The organism is Bifidobacterium tissieri, assembly GCF_002259645.1.
GTDB lineage: Bacteria > Actinomycetota > Actinomycetes > Actinomycetales > Bifidobacteriaceae > Galliscardovia > Galliscardovia tissieri.
In genome coordinates, this window is sequence record NZ_MWWV01000004.1 from 175344 (window position 1) to 195712 (window position 20369).

The window sequence follows — 20369 nt, forward strand, 5'->3', positions numbered from 1 at the left end:
ACGGAAGCGAACAACCGAAAACGCTTCGTGCAGGCCGACTCGTAAAGACTTGTGAAACTCCCGATCGGATTGCCCGGTCGGGAGTTTTCGTTATCCGCTTCGTTATCCGCAGTATCGCATGACAGCCGTGACAGTCATGACGGTCATGACCAGCTAGGAGAGCACCGCCAGCACCCGTTCATAGGCCTCGGTGGGTACGGGGCTGAAGGGGTCAAGCAATTCCGCATCCATGCGTTCGGGACTGGTCAACGTCACGTGAGTCCAATCGCAGCTGAACTGAACGTCCCGGCCAAGCGCCGCCTGAACGAACCGTCCACGCAATGCGGCGCGTGTGTCCGCGGGAGGATTGTTCACCGCGTGTTCGATGGCGGTGTCGTCAAGCACCGTGCGCATCAGACCACCACGTTCCAAGCGCGGAAAGATCGTACCGTTGACGATGTCATGATAGTCAAGATCGATCTGTCCCACACGCGCATCCGACATCCGGGGATCACGCTGCCGCATCGCGCGAATAAGACGCAGCTTGGCGGCCCAGTCCACCCAGGACGCCAGATCCATCCAGCGATCGGATTCCACGGCGTCGAGCGCCTGACGCCATAGGGTCAGCACGTCGTGGCCGCCGGCCGAAGGCACCGTCACATCATGGTCCGCAAGGAAATCCTTCACGATTTTCAGATACGCGCGCTGCACCGTCAGCGCACACGTCGTGGACCCATCCGCAAGCCGCAACGTCGCGCGTCCGGTACGATCACGGCTTACGGAACGGATCGCCTCGCCCGGATCGGCCAGCGTGAACCGTTCGAATCCGGACGGACGCCCGTCACGCCACGCCTGCTCGATCACGCACAGCACCAGATGCGTGGCCGCGAGCTTCATCCAGGTGACGGTCTGCGACCGGTTGGAATCGCCGACGATCACATGCAGACGGCGGAACAGGTCGGAATCGGCATGGGGCTCGTCACGGGTGTTGACCATCGGGCGTGAACGCGTGGTGGAACTGGAGACCGCATCATCGAGGAATTCCGCGCGCTGCGAGATCTCAAACCCGTCGGGGATCAACGGGTCAGCGGTGAATCGTCCGGCACCGGTGTACAGCTGCCGGGTGACGAGGAACGGAATAAGCTCCTGCTCGATGGCGTTGAGCGGCACCTGACGGCGCAGCAGATAGTTCTCATGGCAACCGAAGGAGTGGCCGGCGGAATCCACGTTGTTCTTGAACAGGTGGATGCGCGCATGGTCATCGGTCTTGCGCAACGCGTCCTGGGCCTCGATGGCAAGACGACGCATGACCCGCTCCCCCGCCAGATCCTGCGCGAGCGCGGCCAGCGGATCCAATGCCTCGGCGGTGGCGTATTCCGGATGGCTGCCCACATCGAGATACAGTCGGGAACCGTTGGTCAGATACGTGTTCGTGGAACGCGAGCGCGACACCACGGGACGGAACATGGTCATCGCCACCTGTCCCGGGTCCACTGGTTTGGTCGTTTCGGTCACCGCCACGCCGTATTCGGTCTCGATGCCGAAGATACGGTCGAATCCCGTCGCATGTTCGGCACCGGCATGGGCTCCGGTGCCACTGTCACGGCTGTCGCGTAGCTGCGGCACTCACTCGCCGCCCTTCTGCACGAAGCTGGACACGTATTCCTCGGCGTTGGTTTCCAGCGTGGATTCGATGTCGTCGAGCAACGCGTCGAGTCCGGACGCCTGTTCGGCGAAATCGGATTCCACGCGCGTGGTCTCCTGTCCTTCGGCCTGTGCCGACTGCGAGTCCTGTGCCGACTGTTCGCGGCGTTCCTGCTCCTGAGGCATGTGCTCTCCTTATGTGTTGTGCTGTTATGCAGTTTCGTATTGACGAATTGACGAGTCTGCGATCAGTTCTAGTCGTCTATTGGAGATAGGGACGCAGTTCGTCCATGATGGGGCCGTTCGATGCCACGATGTCGTTGTTCGCACCCCACACCACGTCGGTGCCATCCCATCGTTCGATATGCCCCTGGGCCTCGCGGAGCACCACGGATCCCGCGGACACGCCGGGCACGTCCCACGAATGCAGGGACGGCTCGAAGTAGGCGTCATACGTGCCGTCGGCCACCTTGCACAGGTCCATCGACACCGGGCCGACGCGCTTGACGTCGGCGGGCTTGCCGGCGATGGCCGCCACGGTCTTCAACGCACGGGCGGATTCATCGGGGAAATAGGACATGCCGAAGCTCACCACGGAATCCTTGAGCGTATCGGTGGTGGAGGGCATGATCTTCTCGCGCTTGGCCCCCTGCTTGGTCTCCCTCACGCGGATGGCACCCTTGCCTTGGGCGGCCATGTAGGTCAGACCGAGTGCCGGGGCGTGCACTACGCCAAGGATCGGCACGCCGACGTTGTTGTCATCCACTTCGAACAGGGAGACGGTGACCGTCCATTCGGGCATGTTGCGCACGTAGTTGATGGATCCATCGACGTGGCCGATGCACCAGTAGAGTCCGCCCGGCTTGATGTCGGAGACGACCTCCTCCCAGCAGTCATGCGGTTCGATCGCGTTGATTCGTTCATGGCAGTACCGGACCAGACGCTCATCCACTTCGGAGGAGAACATGCTGCCACGTCGTGTCTTGGTGTGCACGGCCTTGGTGAGATCGTGCGGCTTGATCTGATCCTGTAGGGCCAACTCGCCGGCGTCCTTGAGTACTTCGGACACGTTCACGGTGAGTTCTCGCAGATCCCTGTCTGTCATAGCGTCTCCTTCCTGCGGCATCCCGATACGCCTGTCACACATTGGTTCCGGGCCGTATCGGCGGCGCTCTGGCTCGCCGGCCACTATAGTATCGTCTTTCGGTTGGTCAGTCGTTCGTCAACGCGGAAATATCATCCACGGTTTTCGCGCCGTCCAGTATGGTACGGCATGCGGCCTCGGTGTGTTCGCCGGGGTCGGCGATGTCGATGTCGTGCAGCTGGCCGTCGCCACCGCGAACGGTGATCGACCGCCATGAGACGGCCACCACATCCTCGGGGAACCGGCGGACCACTTCGGCGCGCAGCCACGCACGCGTATTCGTCGGAGCATGCGTGCCGGCATTGTCGATGGCGTTGCCGTCGATCAGCGTCGTCGTGCGGGATCGTACGGCTTCGAACACCGACGCCTTGGGTTCCAACGCGGCCCATGCGATGTCCATCGCGCGGATTCTCGGATCGTCCCAGGCAAGGGAACGCTTGGAACGCAGCCGTTCCATGAGCTGCCATTTGAGTAGCCATTCGAGTCTGCCCGCCGCAACGTCCATGCCCATGCGCTCGTCGTCGTCGGCGTGACTGACGCGAGCCGTGTCTTCAAGCGCCGTGCCCCACATGCTCATGATGCGCGTGGTGGGGTCGTCCGGCCAGAGCGGTTCCCCTTCGATATCGGTGCCGTAGACGCCCGCCGCCACCTCGTAGACGGCGGAGCGCAGCAGCACCTGCGTCTGCCATGCCGTGATGGGAGTGCCGGATTCGGTGTCATACGCCTGCCGCAGCGTCAGATCATGGGAGACCGTGTGGATGGCCTCGACCGGGTCTGCGGGAGTGATCCGCTGCACAAGCGACGTCAGATCGTAGCCGACCTCGTCGGCGTGCTCGGCAAGCCATGCGATCATGCTGGTAACGCCCAGCCGCAACACCTCGGGCGTATCCATGCGGTTGGCGTCGCCCACGATCACGTGAAGACGACGATACCGGTCGGTGCTGTGCGATTCGTCACGGGTATTGATGATCGGCCGATCGAACGTGGTCTGCAATCCGACCTTGGCATGCACGTAGTCGGCACGCTGGGAAAGCTGGAATCCCGCCGTCTCGCACCGTTCGCCCAAACCGACCCTGCCGGTGCCGCAGTAGATCTGCCGGGTGACGAAATGCGGCGTCATGATCGCGATCAGCGTGTCGAACGGCACGGATCGGAGGATCTGATAGCTTTCATGCGACCCCCAGCTGGCACCCTTGCCGTCCACGTTGTTGCGGAACAGTTCGATGCGCTTGCCGGTCCGCGCGGACGCCTCCCGAGCAGCGGCGAGCATGAGTCGATCCCCGGCACGGTCGTAGAGCAACGCCTGGAACGGGTCAAGGGTCTCGGGTGCCGAATACTCGGGATGGGCATGATCCACATAGATGCGTCCCCCATTGGGAGCGATCGTGTTGATCACCTGCAACTGCGGGGAATCGGTGAGCATGTCACGCCGGGCGGACGCCCGCTCCAGACGGTAGCCGCGCGCGTCGTTGACCGGATCCTCACCGCGATAATCCCAGCGGATGTGCCGACGCGCATCGTCGGCGGCACCGTCCACCACGTCGAACGATAACTGCACGGGGTTCGCCCGGGGATTCGTCCTGTCGGTCACAGCGTATTCGGTTTCCGTACCCATCGCACGAAGCACAGTCATTGTTGCGGTTCTCCCATCTTTTGGTATGCGTTGCTGTATGCCGCGGTCGTCACACGTCGTCGTCGCGCGCTGTCGTCTATCGCCGTACGGGGATCATGGCGGTGACCCGACCGGATTCGATGCTGTTGAGGCGCGCCCACTGCTCTGGATTGACACCGCCGATCGAATCCACCGATTCGCGGTATTCCTCCTCGATGCCACGGCCAAGCATCGCCGCATCGAGACGCGCCGGACTGCCGGCCGCGATCGAAGCCTTGACTGCAGCCGTCTTGGCACGGTCCACGATGTTCCTGAGCATCGCGCCGGAGATCAGATCACCGAAATACACACTCGTCCACGCGCCCTGATCGTCGGCGATGTCGCACACATGACGGCTCTCATCACGACGGAAGATATCACCCACCATCACGGCGATCAGGTCATCGGCGGTCACCCCGCCAACCAATGGAAGATCATCAGTCAGATAATGCCGAAGAATGGACGAGGCCTGCGGACCCCGAGGACGGTCAATGCGAATCTTCACATCAAGACGGCCGGGCCGCAGTACCGCGGGATCGATCATGTCCACACGATTCGACGCGCCGATCACCATCACATTGTTCAACGTCTCAATGCCGTCAAGCTCAGCCAGGAACTGCGGAACGATCGTCGTCTCCACATCCGAGGAGACGCCCGAACCGCGGGTGCGCAGCAGCGAATCCATCTCATCGATGAACACGATCACCGGCGAACCGTCGGCGGCCCGACGCCGCGCACGATCGAAGATCGAACGAATGATGCGTTCGGACTCGCCCACGAACTTGCTGAGGATCTCCGGCCCCTTGACCGACAGGAACACGCCGGAACCGCCGTCGGTCCCCTGCGCCAGGGAATGGGCCACCGCCTTGGCGATCAACGTCTTGCCGTTGCCGGGCGGACCATACAACAGCACGCCACGCGGAGGATTGAGATCATACCGCTCGAACAGATCGCGATGCAGGAACGGCAGTTCGACGGCATCGCGAATCTGCCCGATCTGTGCATCCAGACCACCGATGTCGTCGAACGAGACATCAGGCGTCTCCTCCAACACCAGATCATCCTCGTCCGGACGGGCCAGCTTCTCGATCGCGAACGAGAACGACGGATCCACCACCACACGGTCCCCACGCGTCAGCTCCTCATTGGCGAGCGCGCTCGCACGTCCCGCCACGGACAGCTGCCCCGACTGGTCGGCGAGCAGCAACCGGCCGGACGCCAGCGTCTCCTCCACCGTACGAACCGGGCCGGCGACCGGCAGATCCCGCGTGGCCACGATCACCATGTTCTCATTGAGCAGCACGGTCTGCCCGCAGGCGAGACGGTCGACATTCACCAACGACGACACGGGCACCACCATGCGCCGCGACCCCATGATCACCTCGGCGGCCGCATGCCGTACACCATCCTCATCGATATGACTGGAATCCACGCGGACGAACAGTGCGAAATTCTCCGGCGGCTGGGCCAGGGAATTCAACTGAGACTTGGCCTGACGCAGCTCCTTGCCGGCACGGTTGAGCGCCTGGGCCAGCGCATGGTTCTTCGCCTGCAGCACATCGGCGTGCTCGGCCATGCGCGTGTACCGGTCCTGAAGATCGTGCAGGTCGTTCAGGACATCGGACCGCTGCGCATCATCGGACTGCGAGGCCCCCACGGCGTCGCGCCCATTCATCTCATCGTTCATCGTCCGCGCAGTTCCTCCCATCGGACCATACCGTCAGCGTCTCATTAGTGTCTCATTGACCGCCGTACGCGGTAATTACGGTTATTGATACCAGACTACGCGACCCGCCACCCACGACGACGATTGTCCCCGCGCATGTCAACAATGGGTGGAATGCGCACAGGTTCTCTCACTTCCATTCATCACGTCACGACCACCCATACCATCGTCGCCGAAACGGACGGCGGCGGTGCCCCCACTCCCGTCGACGGCATGAGGCTGATCGTCATGGACGTCGACTCCACACTGATCAACGAAGAGGTCATCGACATGCTTGGCGAGGAGGCCGGCGTCGGCGAACAGGTGGCCACCATCACCGAACGTGCGATGCGCGGTGAGCTCGACTTCCGCCAGGCGCTCGCCGAACGTGTGGGACTGCTGGCTGGCATGGACGCCTCGATACTCGACCGCGTCTATCACCGCACCAGTTTCACGCCGGGCGCGCTGGATCTGGTGCGCACCGCCCATGAACGCGGCTGGAAGGTGGGCGTGGTCTCGGGCGGATTCCATGAGTTGGCTGACCGTCTGGTGGCCGACGCCGGGATCGATCACTGTCTGGCGAACACGCTTGAGGTGGCGGACGGTAAGCTCACCGGACGCCTGATCGGCGATCCCGTGACCAAGGAGACGAAGCTCGAGGCACTCCGCCGCTGGGCCGGTGAATACGGCATCGGCATGGACCACACCGTGGCGATCGGCGACGGCGCCAACGACATCCCCATGATTCAGGCGGCCGGTGTGGGCATCGCCTTCTGCGCCAAGCCCAAGACCCGTGCCGCGGCACCGTATGCGATCGACGAGCGCGATCTCATGCAAGTGTTCGCCATCATCGATCAGAACTGAGACCCCTCCCACGTCACATCGCAGCGTCGGCCCGGCTCTCTTGTCGTCCTACAGAGTTAGCGTGTCGAAGTGGACAACGATAGACGATCCGTGTGGCGTGGGTTCTCATCCGGGTTCTCATCGCAAAACAAGACTCCGTCCGTGCGCAGGGCATTGACCGAACGCCTGCTCTCGCATCCTGGACGATTGTCCCTCGCATACTTTCTTGTGCTGATCACCGTCGGCACGGTATTGCTCATTCTTCCTGCGACGTCACGGAACGGGCAGTTCACCGATTTCAACACCGCGTTCTTCACCACAGTATCGGCGTTGTCCACCTGCGGCATCGTCATCGTGGATACGGCCGCGTACTGGAATCTGTTCGGACAGGCCGTGATCCTGCTCTGCATCCAGTTCGGTGGTCTTGGCGTCATGACGTTCGCATCGCTGATCACCATGACGATCAGCCGTCGCATCCGCGTCACCCAGCAGCTGCTTGCCGCCGACGAACTTGGCGCATCGAAACTCAGCGAGGTGCGATCGGTGATCACCGTGGTGCTGGTCTGCACGTTCAGCGTGGAGATCATCGCCTTCAGCATGCTGTTTCCCGCCCTGCTGCGACTGAACAACGGGCAGCTGTCGCAATCCTTGTGGGAGGCGCTGTTCTTTGCCGTGGCGTCGTACAACAACGCCGGCTTCACTCCAGACACCGCCGGCCTGTATATCAACAGCTGGTCGGTCGGTCTGCCGATCCTGCTCAGCGCATTCGTCGGCACCCTCGGTTTCCCGGTGATCCTCAACGTCTTCCAGTGCGCGCATAAGCGACTCAGCCCCAAACGATGGAACCTGCACACCAAGCTGACGGTGGTGACCACGCTGTCGATCGTCACCACGTCGCTGCTGTGGTTCCTCGCCGTGGAGTGGAACAATCGGGTCCTGTTCCAGGACGCCGACCTGTCATCGAAGCTCTGGCATGCGCTGGTGGCGGCCGTCATGCCGCGCTCGGCCGGATTCGACATCTCATGGATGCCGCATGTGAGCGAGCAGACGAAACTGTTCATGTCATGGATCATGTTCGTGGGCGGCGGCTCGGCATCCACCGCCGGAGGCATTCGCGTCACCACGTTCGCCGTGCTGATCCTGGTCTGCCGTGCCGCGTTCCTGCGACGCAAGGACGATTCGGTGTTCGGCAAGCGACTGCACACACAGACCGTGATCATGTCCGTTGCCATCACGGCCACCTGCAGTGTGCTGATCTATGTGGCATCGCTGATCCTGGTCGCCATCACCGACCGTTCGCTCACCGACATCGTGTTCGAATGCTGTTCAGCGTTCGGTCTGGGCGGGTATACGCTGGGCGTGGCTGACCCGCATAATCCCGGCACCCTGTATGTGCTGGCGGCGCTGATGATCATCGGTCGACTCGGCCCGATGACGGTGGCGTACGCCATCTCCAAGCCGCAACCCCCGCAGGCGGTACGGTATCCGGCTGAAAGTATCATTGTCGGTTAGTTTTCGATAGGTGGTGACGATGATTCCCGCATTGCAGCAACTGTTCGCGCACGGAACTACGAAAGGGAAGGAACAGATGGGCGCCATGCACGGCGAAAGCCGGTCGATTCTGGTGGTTGGTCTGGGCAGATTCGGCACGGCGGCGGCCCGTACGCTGGGCGAGCTCGGCGAGGACGTGCTCGCCGTGGACAAGGACCCGATGATCGTGGCCCGTTGGTCGGGCAACGTTCCGGTGATGGAAGCCGATCTGACCGATCCGCTGGCTGTCGAGCAGATCAACGCCTCGCATTTCGACGCCGCGCTCGTGGCCATCGGCGACAGCGTCGAGGCGTCGATTCTCGCCACCGGCAATCTGCTCGACGCCGGCATTCCCGACGTGTGGGCCAAGTCGGTGTCGCATCAGCACACCCGCATCCTGCAGCGCATCGGCGCCAGTCATGTGTTCCGTCCGGAGACGGATGGCGGCAAACGTGTGGGGCACCTGTTGGCCAGTCGATTCCTCGACTACATCGAGATCGAGGGACCGTACTCGGTGGTGAAGGTGCTCACCCCCTCCTCCGTGTGCGGGCAGAGCATCGCGAACGCGCAGATCCGCGAACGGTTCGGCGTCAGCGTGATCGGCGTGAAGAATCCGGGCGAGGAGTTCCAGTACGGTTCCACCGACATCGTGATCCGTCACAACGCCGAGCTGATCATTCTCGGCGCGCAGAAGCAGATCGACCGGTTCATCGAAAGCTGAACAGCTGATCCGTAGACGCCGAACCGTGTCCGTCTCAGCGTCTGCGAATCAGACTGATGAACATCTGATCGGTGCCGTGAAGATGCTCGAACAGCTGCACGTCGCCGGGGACGGCCGGCAGCGGCAGCGCGGGATTCACCGCTCGTAGCACCGCGACGGCATCCAACCGTTCGGCGTCCTTGCGCTCGGCGAGCACGGCGTCCACGATCCGTCGGGTCTCGTCAAGCGCCGGCGAGCAGGTCACATAGGCCACCACTCCCCCGGAACGCGTGGCGTCAAGCGCCGAATTCAGCAGCGCACGCTGGATCGGTGCCAGTTCGACGATGTCCTCCGGTTTCTTGCGCCAACGGGCCTCGGGCCTGCGCCGCAACGATCCCAGACCGGAACAGGGGGCATCCACCAGCACGCGGTCGAAGGCATCTGGATGATCCGCTCCGATTTCACGACCGTCGCGCTCCCACACATCGCCGATCGTGCCGTCAGGCAGAGCCCGGACGTTGTCGCGCACCAGTTTGGCACGATGAGCGCTTGGCTCGTTGGCGTTGAGCACGGCATGGCGTTGGGCGGCCAATGCGCCCAGCAGTGCGGTCTTGCCACCCGGACCGGCACACATGTCAAGCCATGTGTGGTCTCGGTCTGTACGGGCCTCGGAATCTTCTCCGCCTTCAAGAGGCGCATAGGCGAGCGCCAGCGCCGCCAGTTGGCTGCCCTCATCCTCCACACCGGCCAGTCCGGCACGCACGTAGGCGAGTCGTTCCGGATTTACGCCGTGCACACGCAACGCGTACGGGCTCCACCGTCCCGGTTCGTGTTCGGCGTTCTCGGGCAGCTGCGCGATGAGTTCGTCGCGGGACACCAGACCGGGGCGCGCCACCAGGGTGACATCGGGTGCGGCGTTGTCCGCGGCGAGCATGGCGGCGATGGGATCCGTCGTTGCATCGTGTTGCGGTTCGTAGCCGGCGACGTTCCAAGCGTTCGTCAGTTCCTCGACGATCCACGCAGGGTGGGAGTACCGTACGGCGAGGCGTTCCGCGGGCCGACTCTTATCGATGCGCGAAACCGCGATCGATTCCCACTCCTGACGATTGCGCGCCACGATCTTGTGCATGACCGCGTTGACGAATCCGGCGCTGCGTGCCCCCGCCTTCGACCGGGCCAGATCGACGCTTTTCGAGACGGCCGCATGATCGGGGACGTTCATGAACAATGCCTGGAACGCGCCGATGCGCAGTACATCGAGCACAGCGGCATCGATGTCATCCGTACGTCGTTTGGCGGCGGATGCGATCACCGCGTCGATCATGCCTCGCCATCGCTGCGTGCCGTAGACCAGTTCGGTGGCGAAGGCCCTGCCGCGCGCATCCATACCCGATGCGGCCAGAGCACGTGGCAGCAGCAGATTCACGAAACTGTCGGACGCACTGACCCGCGACATGACGTCATAGGCCACGGTTCGTGGATCGGCCGGCGGCTTGTTCGCCGGGCGACGCCGCCCGCTCCCGTTGGTCGGACGTCCCGGTCTGCGGGAATCGCGTTTGCCGGATCGCGAGACGTATTCAGGCACAGCGCGCCTCCGAACCAAGTCGGGCGCCACGGGCCCAGTCGGCCGCTTGCATGGCCTTCTTGCCTTGAGCCTTGACCTCGAGCAGTTCCAGCGGCGTGGTACCGGTGCCGACCCATACGTTGCGCTTGCCGGCCTTGAGTTCGCCGGGAGCAAGATCCGCGGGAACGTTGGGCGCGTCGCCGGCCGGCGCGGCGGCGAGGATATGCAGCGTCGACGGTTCCGCATCGGTCGCCGCGTCCGCCGTGAACAGGCACCAGGCACCCGGATCGGGCGTACAGGCACGGATCTGCCGGTCGATGGTCTCCACCGGGGCGTCGAAGGTCACATGGGCGTCGTCGGTGCGGATCTTGTCGGCGACGGTCACGCCGTCCGCAGCCTGTTCAATGGGCCGGGCGGTGCCATCGGCGACGGAACGCATGGCCTCCACCAGCAGCGGAGCCCCACTGACCGCCATACGGCTCAGCAGTTCACCGGATGTTTCACGATCGCCGATATCGGTATGGTTCTGCAGTAGGATCGGGCCTTCATCCATGCCGAGCGTGATACGGAACACGGTGGCGCCGGTGCTCGGCTGGCCGGACCAGACGGCCCGCTGTGCGGGAGCGGCGCCACGCCACTGCGGCAGCAGCGAGAAATGCAGGTTGTACCAGCCCTTGGGCAATGCGTCGAGAACGTTCTGCGGCAGAATGCGACCGTAGGCCACCACGGCGGCGGCCTCGACGTTCAACGCGGCGAGCTCGTCCACGAATCCCTCGTCGCGCGGATTGCCGTCGATCACCGGAATGCCAAGCTCCTGCGCCGCCACCTTGACGGGACTGGGCGTCAGTCGCCGGCCACGGCCACGCGGGGCGTCGGGACGGGTGAGCACGCACGCCACCTCGATGCCGTCGGCGTCCGCAAGTGCCTTCAACGACGGCACGGCAACTTCGGGAGTGCCACAGAACAGAATCCTCAATACATTGGTCCTTTCGTTATTTCGTTATTGTCGTCATTCTCATTATTCAGTTGGGTAGGGTAATGCGTTGGGCAGGCTCACGTCATGTGGACTCACATCAGATTGCGTGAGCCCGGCCCGTCACTGCACCGGGGGAATGTTCACACCGTTCTCGATGAGCAGTTCGCGCAGCTTGCAAGGATCGGAGAACCGCACGCCTCGGATGCCGGCCTCGTTGGCCCCCACGATGTTCATGGCCTTGTCATCGATGAACACGCTGCCTTCGGCGGTGATACCGAACTCCTCCAACGCCTTCTCGTAGATGTCGCGATGAGGCTTGCGCATCTTCACGAATCCGGAGACGACCTTGCCGTCGAGCGCGCGAATGATGTCGCACTGCTCCTCGGCCACATGGAACAGGCTCGCCTCCCAGTTCGACAGACCCCATACGCCCAATCCGGCGGCCTTGAGATCATTGACCAGCACACGGGCACCCGGCACGACGCCGGTGAGCGAGTCGCGGAAGTTGTTGACGTAGTAGCGCAGAATATCGGCCCACTTGTCGCCATGCGTGGAGCGCATCCAATCGATCGCCGTCTCCGGGGATTCACCGCCGTCCATCATGTCATTCGCATCGTAGAAGCCGGATACGTCGTTATCGAGAAACTCGTCGATGGTCCGCTGACTGTAGCGGGGCAGCAGCACCGCTTCCGGATGCCAATAGATCAGTACATTGCCGAAGTCGAAGATCACGTTTTCGATCGGCTTGCCCATCGCGCCGGCGGCGTTGCCATCCCCCACCAGCACATCATATTCCATTTGCGGTTCTCCAGGCCAACCCTTCATGACGACTCCTTGTCCCGTGTCATAGTTCCATAGATCATGTCGGATGTGATTGCCTCAACCATCGAAACACGCCGCACGGACGACGACACGGTCCACAATGGCCAGCATCGGCCAGCACGGCTCCATGACGCACGCCGCACCACGATCGTCAGCCGTATCAGCGCAACCATGACGCCACGGTCAGAGCACATCCTTGGGATTGATCCTGAACCGCAGCTCCCCACCGGCACGGGACGCCACATGCTTGGCCACCGCGGTACGCAACCGTTCCGCCAACTCGCCGCTGCGTCCCCGAGGCACGCGGACCAATGCCCGCACACGGTCGGTCACGCCATCAAGCTGACGACGCAGCCCCGGTTCGGGAGGGATCTCCACCGGACCAAGCACGGACGGATAGTCATCCTCGCCACCATCCGCTTCGCCGGCTGACGGAACGCTGATCACGGACAAGTCACCGGTCAACGCTCCGATACGATCCAGCAAGGTCATCACGGCCGTGCGATCGCCCCACACCACGGCCGCCGATACACTGGGCGGCAATACGGTCTCCGTGCGTTCCGCCACTTCCCGGGATGCGAGAATACGCGAATCCCAGACCACCAACGACTGTGCCAGCGCGGGATCGGACTCGCCGATCAGCATCACCTGACCACCGATCGTACGCGGCACGCATAAGGCGGCGGCACGCATCCACGCCGTCAACGCGTCTACGCGCGCGTCGATGCCCGGCGCGTACAGGCTGGTCCACGCATCAAGAATCGCTACCGCCTGGTAGCCGTTGGTCTCCGACGCCATGCCGCGGATGGGCATCACACGAGGTTCGGCCCCGGGCGTGGCGATGACGATCTGCGGCTTGTACGCCACGTCCTCGATGATGCCACGCGGCTGATTCGGCGTGGAAATCATGACCGGTACGCCGCGAAACAGCCCCTGCAACTCCTGCATGGTGCCTTCCGCGTCCACGCGCACGCCGTACAATCGTTCGCCGCCGCATTCCCGACACCGCCAGTGCACCGCCGCGGCCCCGCACCACAGACATTGCGGAGCCGCGTCGGCCATGCCGCGCAACGGGCCGGAGCATCGGCGGCACCGCGCCTGACGTCGGCACCGGGAGCAGGCGAGCACCGTGCCCGCACCCCGATGCGGGACGGACAGCAGCACGGGACCGCCTTTGTTCAACGCACGGTTGATGACGCCCACCGCCACGTGAGGCATGCGGGCGCCGCGGGCCGGCTCGGCGAGACGTGTCAGTTCCTCACGGTTGAGCCACCGGATCCACGGCGTCAGATCCTTGGCCGCCGCACGGTTGGCGGTCACCTCCACCACGCTGGAATCATGATCGACGTCCCATTGGCTTTGCGGACTGCGCGCATGACCGGCCACCAGCAACGTGCCGCCATGCGCCTGAGCCCGCAGACGCAGCACGTCGCGGGCGTTCGCATAGGGCATGAGACCGTCGGCGTTCTGATATGCGGCATCGTCGACGATGGCGAACAGCGCGTTGCCCTCCACCGGCGCGTACATGGCCGCGCGCACGCCGATCACGCATCGCACCGCGCCCGACGCGACGGCCATATACGAGCGGTATCGCAGTTCCGGGGCCATTGACGCGCCGAGTGTCGCCACGTCACCCGACCATACGCCGTTGCCGCTTGACGATGGCGCGTAGGGACGAAGCCCATAGGCGGCGAGACATCGCGACAGGTCGGCGACATGACGCATATCGGGCAGCACCACGACCGCCGAGCGGCCACGCATCAGCGTATGGGCGACCGCCCATGCCAGGTCCCTGGCCCACAACCGAGGACCGGGAAGATTGTCCCAGACCACCTGGGCATAGGAATGGGAGTCCAACGCCTGTACGAATGCGTGCACGGACGAGTAGCTGGATTCGATGCGGGACAGCCCTTTGAGCACCGGCTCGGCGAGCATGGTCTCCAGTTCCGCGCCTCGGGCGGAGACCGCCCTGTCCCCCGGCGACCATTCACGGTCGACCTTGGCGCTGCGCGGCGGGACCGCCACGCGGATGATATTGGCACGCGTGCCGCCGAAGGCATCGGCCACACGGGTGATGTCCTGCCGCATCTGACCGGACAGCACCACGCGCGGGGATACCACGCGTTCGAGGAATCGCAGCGAGGATGTGGGAGTATCGCTGGTGGAGGCACGTTCCCAGATGAACCCGTCAATCAGCTTATGGCCGAACCGCACACGCACACGCACGCCGGGTCTGGCGTCCGCGTCCTGCCGCTCATCGATCAGATAGTCGAATGTCCGTCCCAGATGCGTGGCCTGCACGTCGATGATCACCCGTGCGATGGGATCATGCGACGCCGGCGTCTTCTCCGCCGGGGCACGCTTGCGCCTGCGCCGCGGTGCAAGACCGTCGAGCGCCGGCTGTTCGGCATGCGTCCCCGTCATTCCTCCAACGTATCACGCACGTCCCGGGAAGACGGGATGTGGACAATGAAAAATCGGTCCGTGTGCGTCACCCGGTTGCTCACCGGCGATGCACACGGACCGATGCGAACGATTACCGCACGATCACACGATCACGTATCGCGCTTGATCACATGATCGAACAATCGAACAATCGCACGATCATCAGATGGCGGCCTTGAGCTCCTCCACCTTGTTGGTCTCCTCCCACGGCAACTGCACGTCCTTGCGGCCGAAGTGACCGTATGCGGCGGTCTTCTCGTAGATCGGGCGCTTGAGGTCGAGCTCGTCGATGATGGCGGCGGGACGCAGGTCGAACACCTTGCGCACGGCCTGCTGGATCTGCTCGCGGGTCACTCCGCCGATCTCGGTACCGAAGGTCTCCACATTGATGGAGACGGGGTCGGCCACACCGATCGCGTATGCCACCTGCACCTCGACGCGGTGCGCAAGGCCGGCGGCCACGATGTTCTTGGCCACCCAGCGGGTCGCATAGGCAGCGGAACGATCCACCTTGGACGGGTCCTTGCCGCTGAACGCGCCGCCGCCGTGGTGGGCCGCACCACCGTAGGTGTCGACGATGATCTTGCGCCCGGTCAGACCGGCATCGGCTGCCGGACCGCCCAGAACGAAGGAACCGGTGGGGTTGACGAGCTGACGGTAGTCGTCGTGCTTCACGGTGTCGTCGAGCACATCGTTCAGTACGGGGTCGATCACGTGCTCCTTGAGCTGGCCGCGCAGCCACTCCTGGGTGACTTCTGGATCATGCTGGGTGGAGATGAGCACGGTGTCCACACGCAGCGGATGATCGTTCTCATCATATTCGATGGTCACCTGGGTCTTGCCATCCGGACGCAGGTGCGGCACCTCGCCGGACTTGCGCACCTCGGTCAGACGGAAGGCGAGACGGTGGGCCAGATACACGGGCAGCGGCATGAGCACGTCGGTTTCGTCGGTGGCATATCCGAACATCACGCCCTGATCGCCGGCACCCTGAGCCTCGTAACGCTCCTCACGGCTGGCCGCGGACTCCTGCTCGGTGTTGAGACGGGCCACGCCCTGGTTGATTTCGGCGCTCTGGCCGGTGATGGCGACGATCACGCCGCACGAGTCGGCGTCAAGACCGACTTCGGAGGAGGTGTAGCCGATGCGACGCAGGACCTCGCGCACCTTGGACTGCACGTCCACGTAGCCTTCGGAAGTCACCTCGCCGAATACGAGGAACACGCCCGTGGCGGCCGAGGTCTCGACGGCGACATGGGACTGGGGATCCTGACGCAGCAGATCGTCGAGGATCTCATCGGAAATCTGGTCGCAGACCTTGTCGGGATGGCCTTCGGTCACCGATTCGGCGGAGATGAGCTTGCGCTCCTGATTGGACATATCATTCCTTTCCGGACTTATCGCCCCGCTCAACGGCGAAGCACAATGATACGGTTCTGTTTTCTGATATTTGGAGGAAGGCTGTAAAAAAGGGCTCGTGCCCGCCCGATCGGATGGATCGGGTGGCGCGAGCCCTCAGTTCGTTCGCTCCTGACGTTCAGTTCTACACTTCGCCCACTTGTTCGGCAAGTGCGTCGTGAATATTCATATGAATATTCAGCTCACTGCGTTATCGACAGTCGACTATCGACGGACAAATCGTCGGATAGACGGATAGGGAGTGTCGCAGCGAAACCGTAACGAATGACGATCGAATGGGAATGAACGGAAATCAAACGGTGGCCGGAATGATCGGGATGATAGGAAGATCGGACGGGGATCAGTTGCCCTCGTTCAGATCGTCCTCACCGAGCGTCTCCTCGAGAAGACCGTTGTTGATCTCGCGGAAGGCGATGGACAGCGGCTTCTCCTGGTTCTGGTATTCCACCAGCGGGCCGACGTTCTGCAGCAGGCCTTCATTGAGCTGGGTGAAATAGGAGTTGATCTGACGTGCGCGCTTCGCGGCGAAGATGGCGAGCGCGTACTTGGAGTCGGCGTGCTGCATCAGATCGTCGATGGGCGGGTCTGCAAGTCCCTGAGGTTCCGGGCTGGTACCAAGTGCCATTGGTTCTCCAAATCTTGAATATATGTGAAAGTACTTTCCTAGGCGAGTGGATTCTACCCCAAACGGTCCGTTTTGTGAAGACCTATTGTGAAAATCCTTCCATATATCGACATTAGCATGCCTCTACGTTGGTCCCGAATGGTTGAATGGGAGCCATGACAGAAATGCGATCCGCAAAACTCATGAATGGGCGCGTATTTGCTGGTGCCCGTGCTCTCTATCGCGCCGCCGGTGTCGACGGCAAGGACTTCGGAAAGCCGATTGTGGCCATTGCGAACTCCTTCGACGAATTCCTCCCCGGCCATGTTCACCTGAACAAGGTGGGCCGTCTGGTTTCCGAGGCAATCAAGCAGGCGGGCGGCATCCCCCGCGAATTCAACACCATGGCCGTCGACGACGGCATCGCCATGGGGCATACCGGCATGCTGTACTCGCTGCCGAGCCGTGACATCATCGCCGACACGGTCGAATATCAGGTCAACGCCCATTGCGCCGACGCTCTGATCTGCATCCCCAACTGTGACAAGGTCGTTCCGGGCATGCTGATGGCGGCTCTGCGACTGAACATCCCCACCATCTTCGTCTCCGGCGGCCCGATGGAGGCCGGCACCACGGTGCTCGCCGATGGCACCGTGAAGAAGAACACCGATCTGATCTCCGTGATGTATGCGTCCGCCGACGACAACGTCTCCGAGGAGGATCTGCTCAACTATGAGAAGACCGTGTGCCCCACCTGCGGCTCCTGCGCCGGCATGTTCACCGCCAACTCGATGAACTGCCTGACGGAGGCCATCGGTCTGGCACTGCCGGGCAACGGCACCGTGCTCGCCTCCCACAAGTACCGCAAGGAACTGTTCGAGAAGGCCGGCCGTGAGATCGTGCACATCGCCAACCGCTACTACCACGAGGACGATGACTCGGTGCTGCCGCGCTCCATCGCCACCAAGCACGCGTTCGAGAACGCCATGACCATGGATGTGGCCATGGGCGGTTCCACCAACACCGTGCTGCACATTCTCGCCATGGCACAGTCCGCCGACGTGGACTTCACGCTTGACGACATCGAGCGCATCAGCCACACCGTGCCGTGCATCTGCAAGGCCAGCCCGTCCGGCAAGTGGGAGATCTCCGACGTGCATCGCGCCGGCGGCATCACCGGCATTCTCGGCGAGCTCGATCGCGCCGGCAAGCTGCACCGCGACACCCATTCCGTCGATTACCCGTCGCTCGAGGCCAAGCTTGACGCGTGGGACATCATGCGCCCCACCTGCATCGACGAGGCCAAGCGTCTGTTCCACGCCGCTCCGGGTCATATCATCTCCCCCGAGCCGTGGACGCATGAGACGACGTTCGACACGCTGGACACCGATCGTGAGAACGGTGCCATTCATGACATCAACCATCCGGAGATCCACGAGGGTGGTCTGGCTGTGCTGCGTGGCAACCTTGCCCCCGACGGATGCGTGGTGAAGACCGCCGGCGTGCCGGAGGAGATCTGGAAGTTCCGTGGACCGGCTCTGGTGGTCGAGTCCCAGGAGCAGGCCATCGAGGTCATTCTGAACGACACCCTGAAGCCTGGCATGGCTCTGGTGATCCGCTACGAGGGCCCGAAGGGCGGCCCGGGCATGCAGGAGATGCTGTACCCGACGTCGTTCGTCAAGGGCAAGGGCATCGGCAAGCAGGTGGCCATGCTCACCGACGGCCGCTACTCCGGCGGCTCCTCGGGTCTGGCAATCGGCCATATCGCTCCTGAGGCCGCGAACAAGGGCCCGATCGCACTGATCAAGAACGGCGATATCATCAACATCGATATTGAGAACCGTCAGGTGAACGTGGAGCTGTCCGACGAGGAGCTGGCTCAGCGTCGCGCCGAGCTAGAGGCCGGCGACGGCTATGTGGCCCACCGCGACCGTAAGGTGTCGCAGGCGCTCAAGGCCTACGCCGCGTTCGCGCGTTCCGCCGACAAGGGCGCCACGCGTGACCCGGAGCTGATCAACAAGCTTTCCGGTCTGGCGTGATCTCGGGATTGATCCCGCGTAATCACGTAATCGCGTAGGCGATAGAGCATCGACTGGCGGGAGGGGTCCCGACTCCGATGCTCTGTGCAATGAGGGTGGTTCACCGTTTGCCGGTGGGCCACCCTCATTGTCGTATTGGGGCAGTTGTCGATTGGGTAGTGCCGTATTGAGCAGTCTGTTGCGATACGGAAAATCCATAGGGAAACGTGGGAGTTGAGCAAAAGCCTTATCCTCACATACCGTGTCGCGCCATTGCTATCACAGGCATCCCGACGAGCCGCCAACCAAATCGTCAATCACACCTCGACACGCACAACAAATGAACATCCCCACCTTACGACTGTCGGTTTCCGTCGTCCATCAGCGGTCGGCGAAGGTGATGTCGAACGCATTCAATGTGGGCCTTCGCCGTCCATTGTCCATCCCACTCTGCTTGTGGAATCCAGCGATATGAATCAAGACAGGCATTGTTGAGTGTGGCCTGTTCATTGGGGAAGTGTCCATACGCCTATCCACATGTCGGATATCAGAACCAATTACACGCTTCCCAAATCCAAACGATCCCAGTTCGTTTTTTGGGTGGGGAGTAAGTTCTCTGTTTTCTCAGTGGGGAAGCCTGGGTATGAGGGGACAGCCATGGCAGAGAATACTAAATTGGACTGTATTGTCGTTCTCTGCCAGCGGCTGTGGCAGAGAACGTGAAATTATGCCATCTTGACATTCTCTGCCACGAAAATCTTCCGTTATGGCCAGATGCTGATGCGACGACGTCCACTATTCGATACTTTTGCAGTGGTTTTGAACAGTGGTGGGCGCTATCCTCCGATTGATCCGCGGCAGGGAACGCGATATGACGTCAAATTCGCGTTGTCTGCCAAGATGCGTGGCAAAGAAAGACGATTCGTTGACTGATTAGCTTTTCTGCCAAGATTGTGTGGCAAAGAATGATGAATCATCCTATTTTTGTGTTCTCTGCCAGAAGCCATGGCAGAGAACACATATTGAGCCTCGCTGATCATTCTCTGCCACGCGACGCTCACATACTGGAACCATGTCCATGGCATGGGTATGTATCTTTATCGTCTGAGCCTTATGCCTCATTCCGGACGCTCGACCCCAGCTCAGGTCACGCGTGATGGTCGTTCTGCTACGAATCCGAGGGCGTGACGGTCTAGGGACATGTGAGGAGATCGAGGAACCGTAAACACGGTTTCATATATGCGTATATGCTCTGATGTTTGGCCTAATCCTGCCGCAGGCGTTGCTGTGGTGATGTTTGTGTGGACATCTCTGATTGATCCCCG

At 62.3% G+C, this 20369-nt stretch carries 15 protein-coding genes; 4 read left to right on the forward strand and 11 right to left on the reverse strand.

The features are described 5' to 3' along the window. Positions 1–153 precede the first annotated feature (153 nt). The 5 genes from pafA to arc form a co-directional block, all read right to left on the reverse strand. The gene (pafA, locus tag BTIS_RS03720) at positions 154–1605 is read right to left on the reverse strand and encodes a Pup--protein ligase (RefSeq protein WP_094662776.1); all 1452 of its coding nucleotides are present in this window, start codon (positions 1603–1605) and stop codon (positions 154–156) included. Beyond that, positions 1606–1809 (reverse strand): ubiquitin-like protein Pup, encoded by a 204-nt coding sequence (locus BTIS_RS03725; protein WP_094662778.1) that lies wholly within the window; start codon positions 1807–1809, stop codon positions 1606–1608. A 76-nt stretch (positions 1810–1885) separates the two neighbouring features. Then, entirely contained in the window at positions 1886–2728 is an 843-nt protein-coding gene (locus tag BTIS_RS03730; protein ID WP_094662780.1) for an inositol monophosphatase family protein, read from the reverse strand. A gap of 106 nt (positions 2729–2834) precedes the next feature. Continuing rightward, positions 2835–4400, reverse strand: coding sequence for a depupylase/deamidase Dop (gene dop / locus BTIS_RS03735; RefSeq protein ID WP_169713048.1), 1566 nt, complete (start codon positions 4398–4400; stop codon positions 2835–2837). 76 nt (positions 4401–4476) lie between these two features. Then, entirely contained in the window at positions 4477–5994 is a 1518-nt protein-coding gene (gene arc / locus BTIS_RS03740) for a proteasome ATPase (protein ID WP_211279426.1), read from the reverse strand. A 363-nt stretch (positions 5995–6357) separates the two neighbouring features. On the opposite strand from arc, the gene serB reads away from it, so the two are divergent. The 3 genes from serB to BTIS_RS03755 all read left to right on the forward strand — a co-directional run bounded on the left by serB (position 6358) and on the right by BTIS_RS03755 (position 9217). Beyond that, positions 6358–6987 carry a phosphoserine phosphatase SerB gene (gene serB / locus BTIS_RS03745; RefSeq protein WP_094663088.1) on the forward strand — a complete coding sequence of 210 codons (630 nt, stop codon included), beginning with the start codon at positions 6358–6360 and terminating at the stop codon, positions 6985–6987. A gap of 141 nt (positions 6988–7128) precedes the next feature. Beyond that, on the forward strand, positions 7129–8478 hold the full coding sequence (locus BTIS_RS03750; RefSeq protein WP_245819252.1) for a TrkH family potassium uptake protein: 1350 nt from the start codon (positions 7129–7131) through the stop codon (positions 8476–8478). A gap of 76 nt (positions 8479–8554) precedes the next feature. Continuing rightward, positions 8555–9217 (forward strand): potassium channel family protein, encoded by a 663-nt coding sequence (locus tag BTIS_RS03755; RefSeq protein WP_375137734.1) that lies wholly within the window; start codon positions 8555–8557, stop codon positions 9215–9217. 34 nt (positions 9218–9251) lie between these two features. Here BTIS_RS03755 and BTIS_RS03760 read toward each other — a convergent pair whose 3' ends face one another. The 6 genes from BTIS_RS03760 to rpoZ all read right to left on the reverse strand — a co-directional run bounded on the left by BTIS_RS03760 (position 9252) and on the right by rpoZ (position 17047). After that, a complete protein-coding gene (locus BTIS_RS03760) occupies positions 9252–10781 on the reverse strand; it encodes an RsmB/NOP family class I SAM-dependent RNA methyltransferase (RefSeq protein ID WP_245819254.1) in 1530 nt (509 codons plus the stop codon). Further along, positions 10774–11736: a methionyl-tRNA formyltransferase gene (gene fmt / locus BTIS_RS03765; protein ID WP_094662784.1), complete on the reverse strand. Its 963-nt coding sequence runs from the start codon at positions 11734–11736 to the stop codon at positions 10774–10776. Before fmt ends, BTIS_RS03760 begins: the two co-directional genes overlap by 8 nt. A 120-nt stretch (positions 11737–11856) precedes the next feature. Then, positions 11857–12561 carry an HAD family hydrolase gene (locus tag BTIS_RS03770; RefSeq protein WP_094662786.1) on the reverse strand — a complete coding sequence of 235 codons (705 nt, stop codon included), beginning with the start codon at positions 12559–12561 and terminating at the stop codon, positions 11857–11859. A gap of 180 nt (positions 12562–12741) precedes the next feature. After that, entirely contained in the window at positions 12742–14982 is a 2241-nt protein-coding gene (locus BTIS_RS03775; RefSeq protein ID WP_094662788.1) for a primosomal protein N' family DNA-binding protein, read from the reverse strand. Between the two features lie 183 nt (positions 14983–15165). Further along, positions 15166–16383, reverse strand: a complete 1218-nt coding sequence (gene metK, locus BTIS_RS03780; protein WP_094662790.1) for a methionine adenosyltransferase — start codon at positions 16381–16383, stop codon at positions 15166–15168. A 379-nt stretch (positions 16384–16762) separates the two neighbouring features. After that, the gene (rpoZ, locus tag BTIS_RS03785) at positions 16763–17047 is read right to left on the reverse strand and encodes a DNA-directed RNA polymerase subunit omega (RefSeq protein ID WP_093960326.1); all 285 of its coding nucleotides are present in this window, start codon (positions 17045–17047) and stop codon (positions 16763–16765) included. A 155-nt stretch (positions 17048–17202) separates the two neighbouring features. On the opposite strand from rpoZ, the gene ilvD reads away from it, so the two are divergent. After that, positions 17203–19065 (forward strand): dihydroxy-acid dehydratase, encoded by a 1863-nt coding sequence (ilvD, locus tag BTIS_RS03790; protein ID WP_094662792.1) that lies wholly within the window; start codon positions 17203–17205, stop codon positions 19063–19065. Positions 19066–20369 lie beyond the last annotated feature (1304 nt).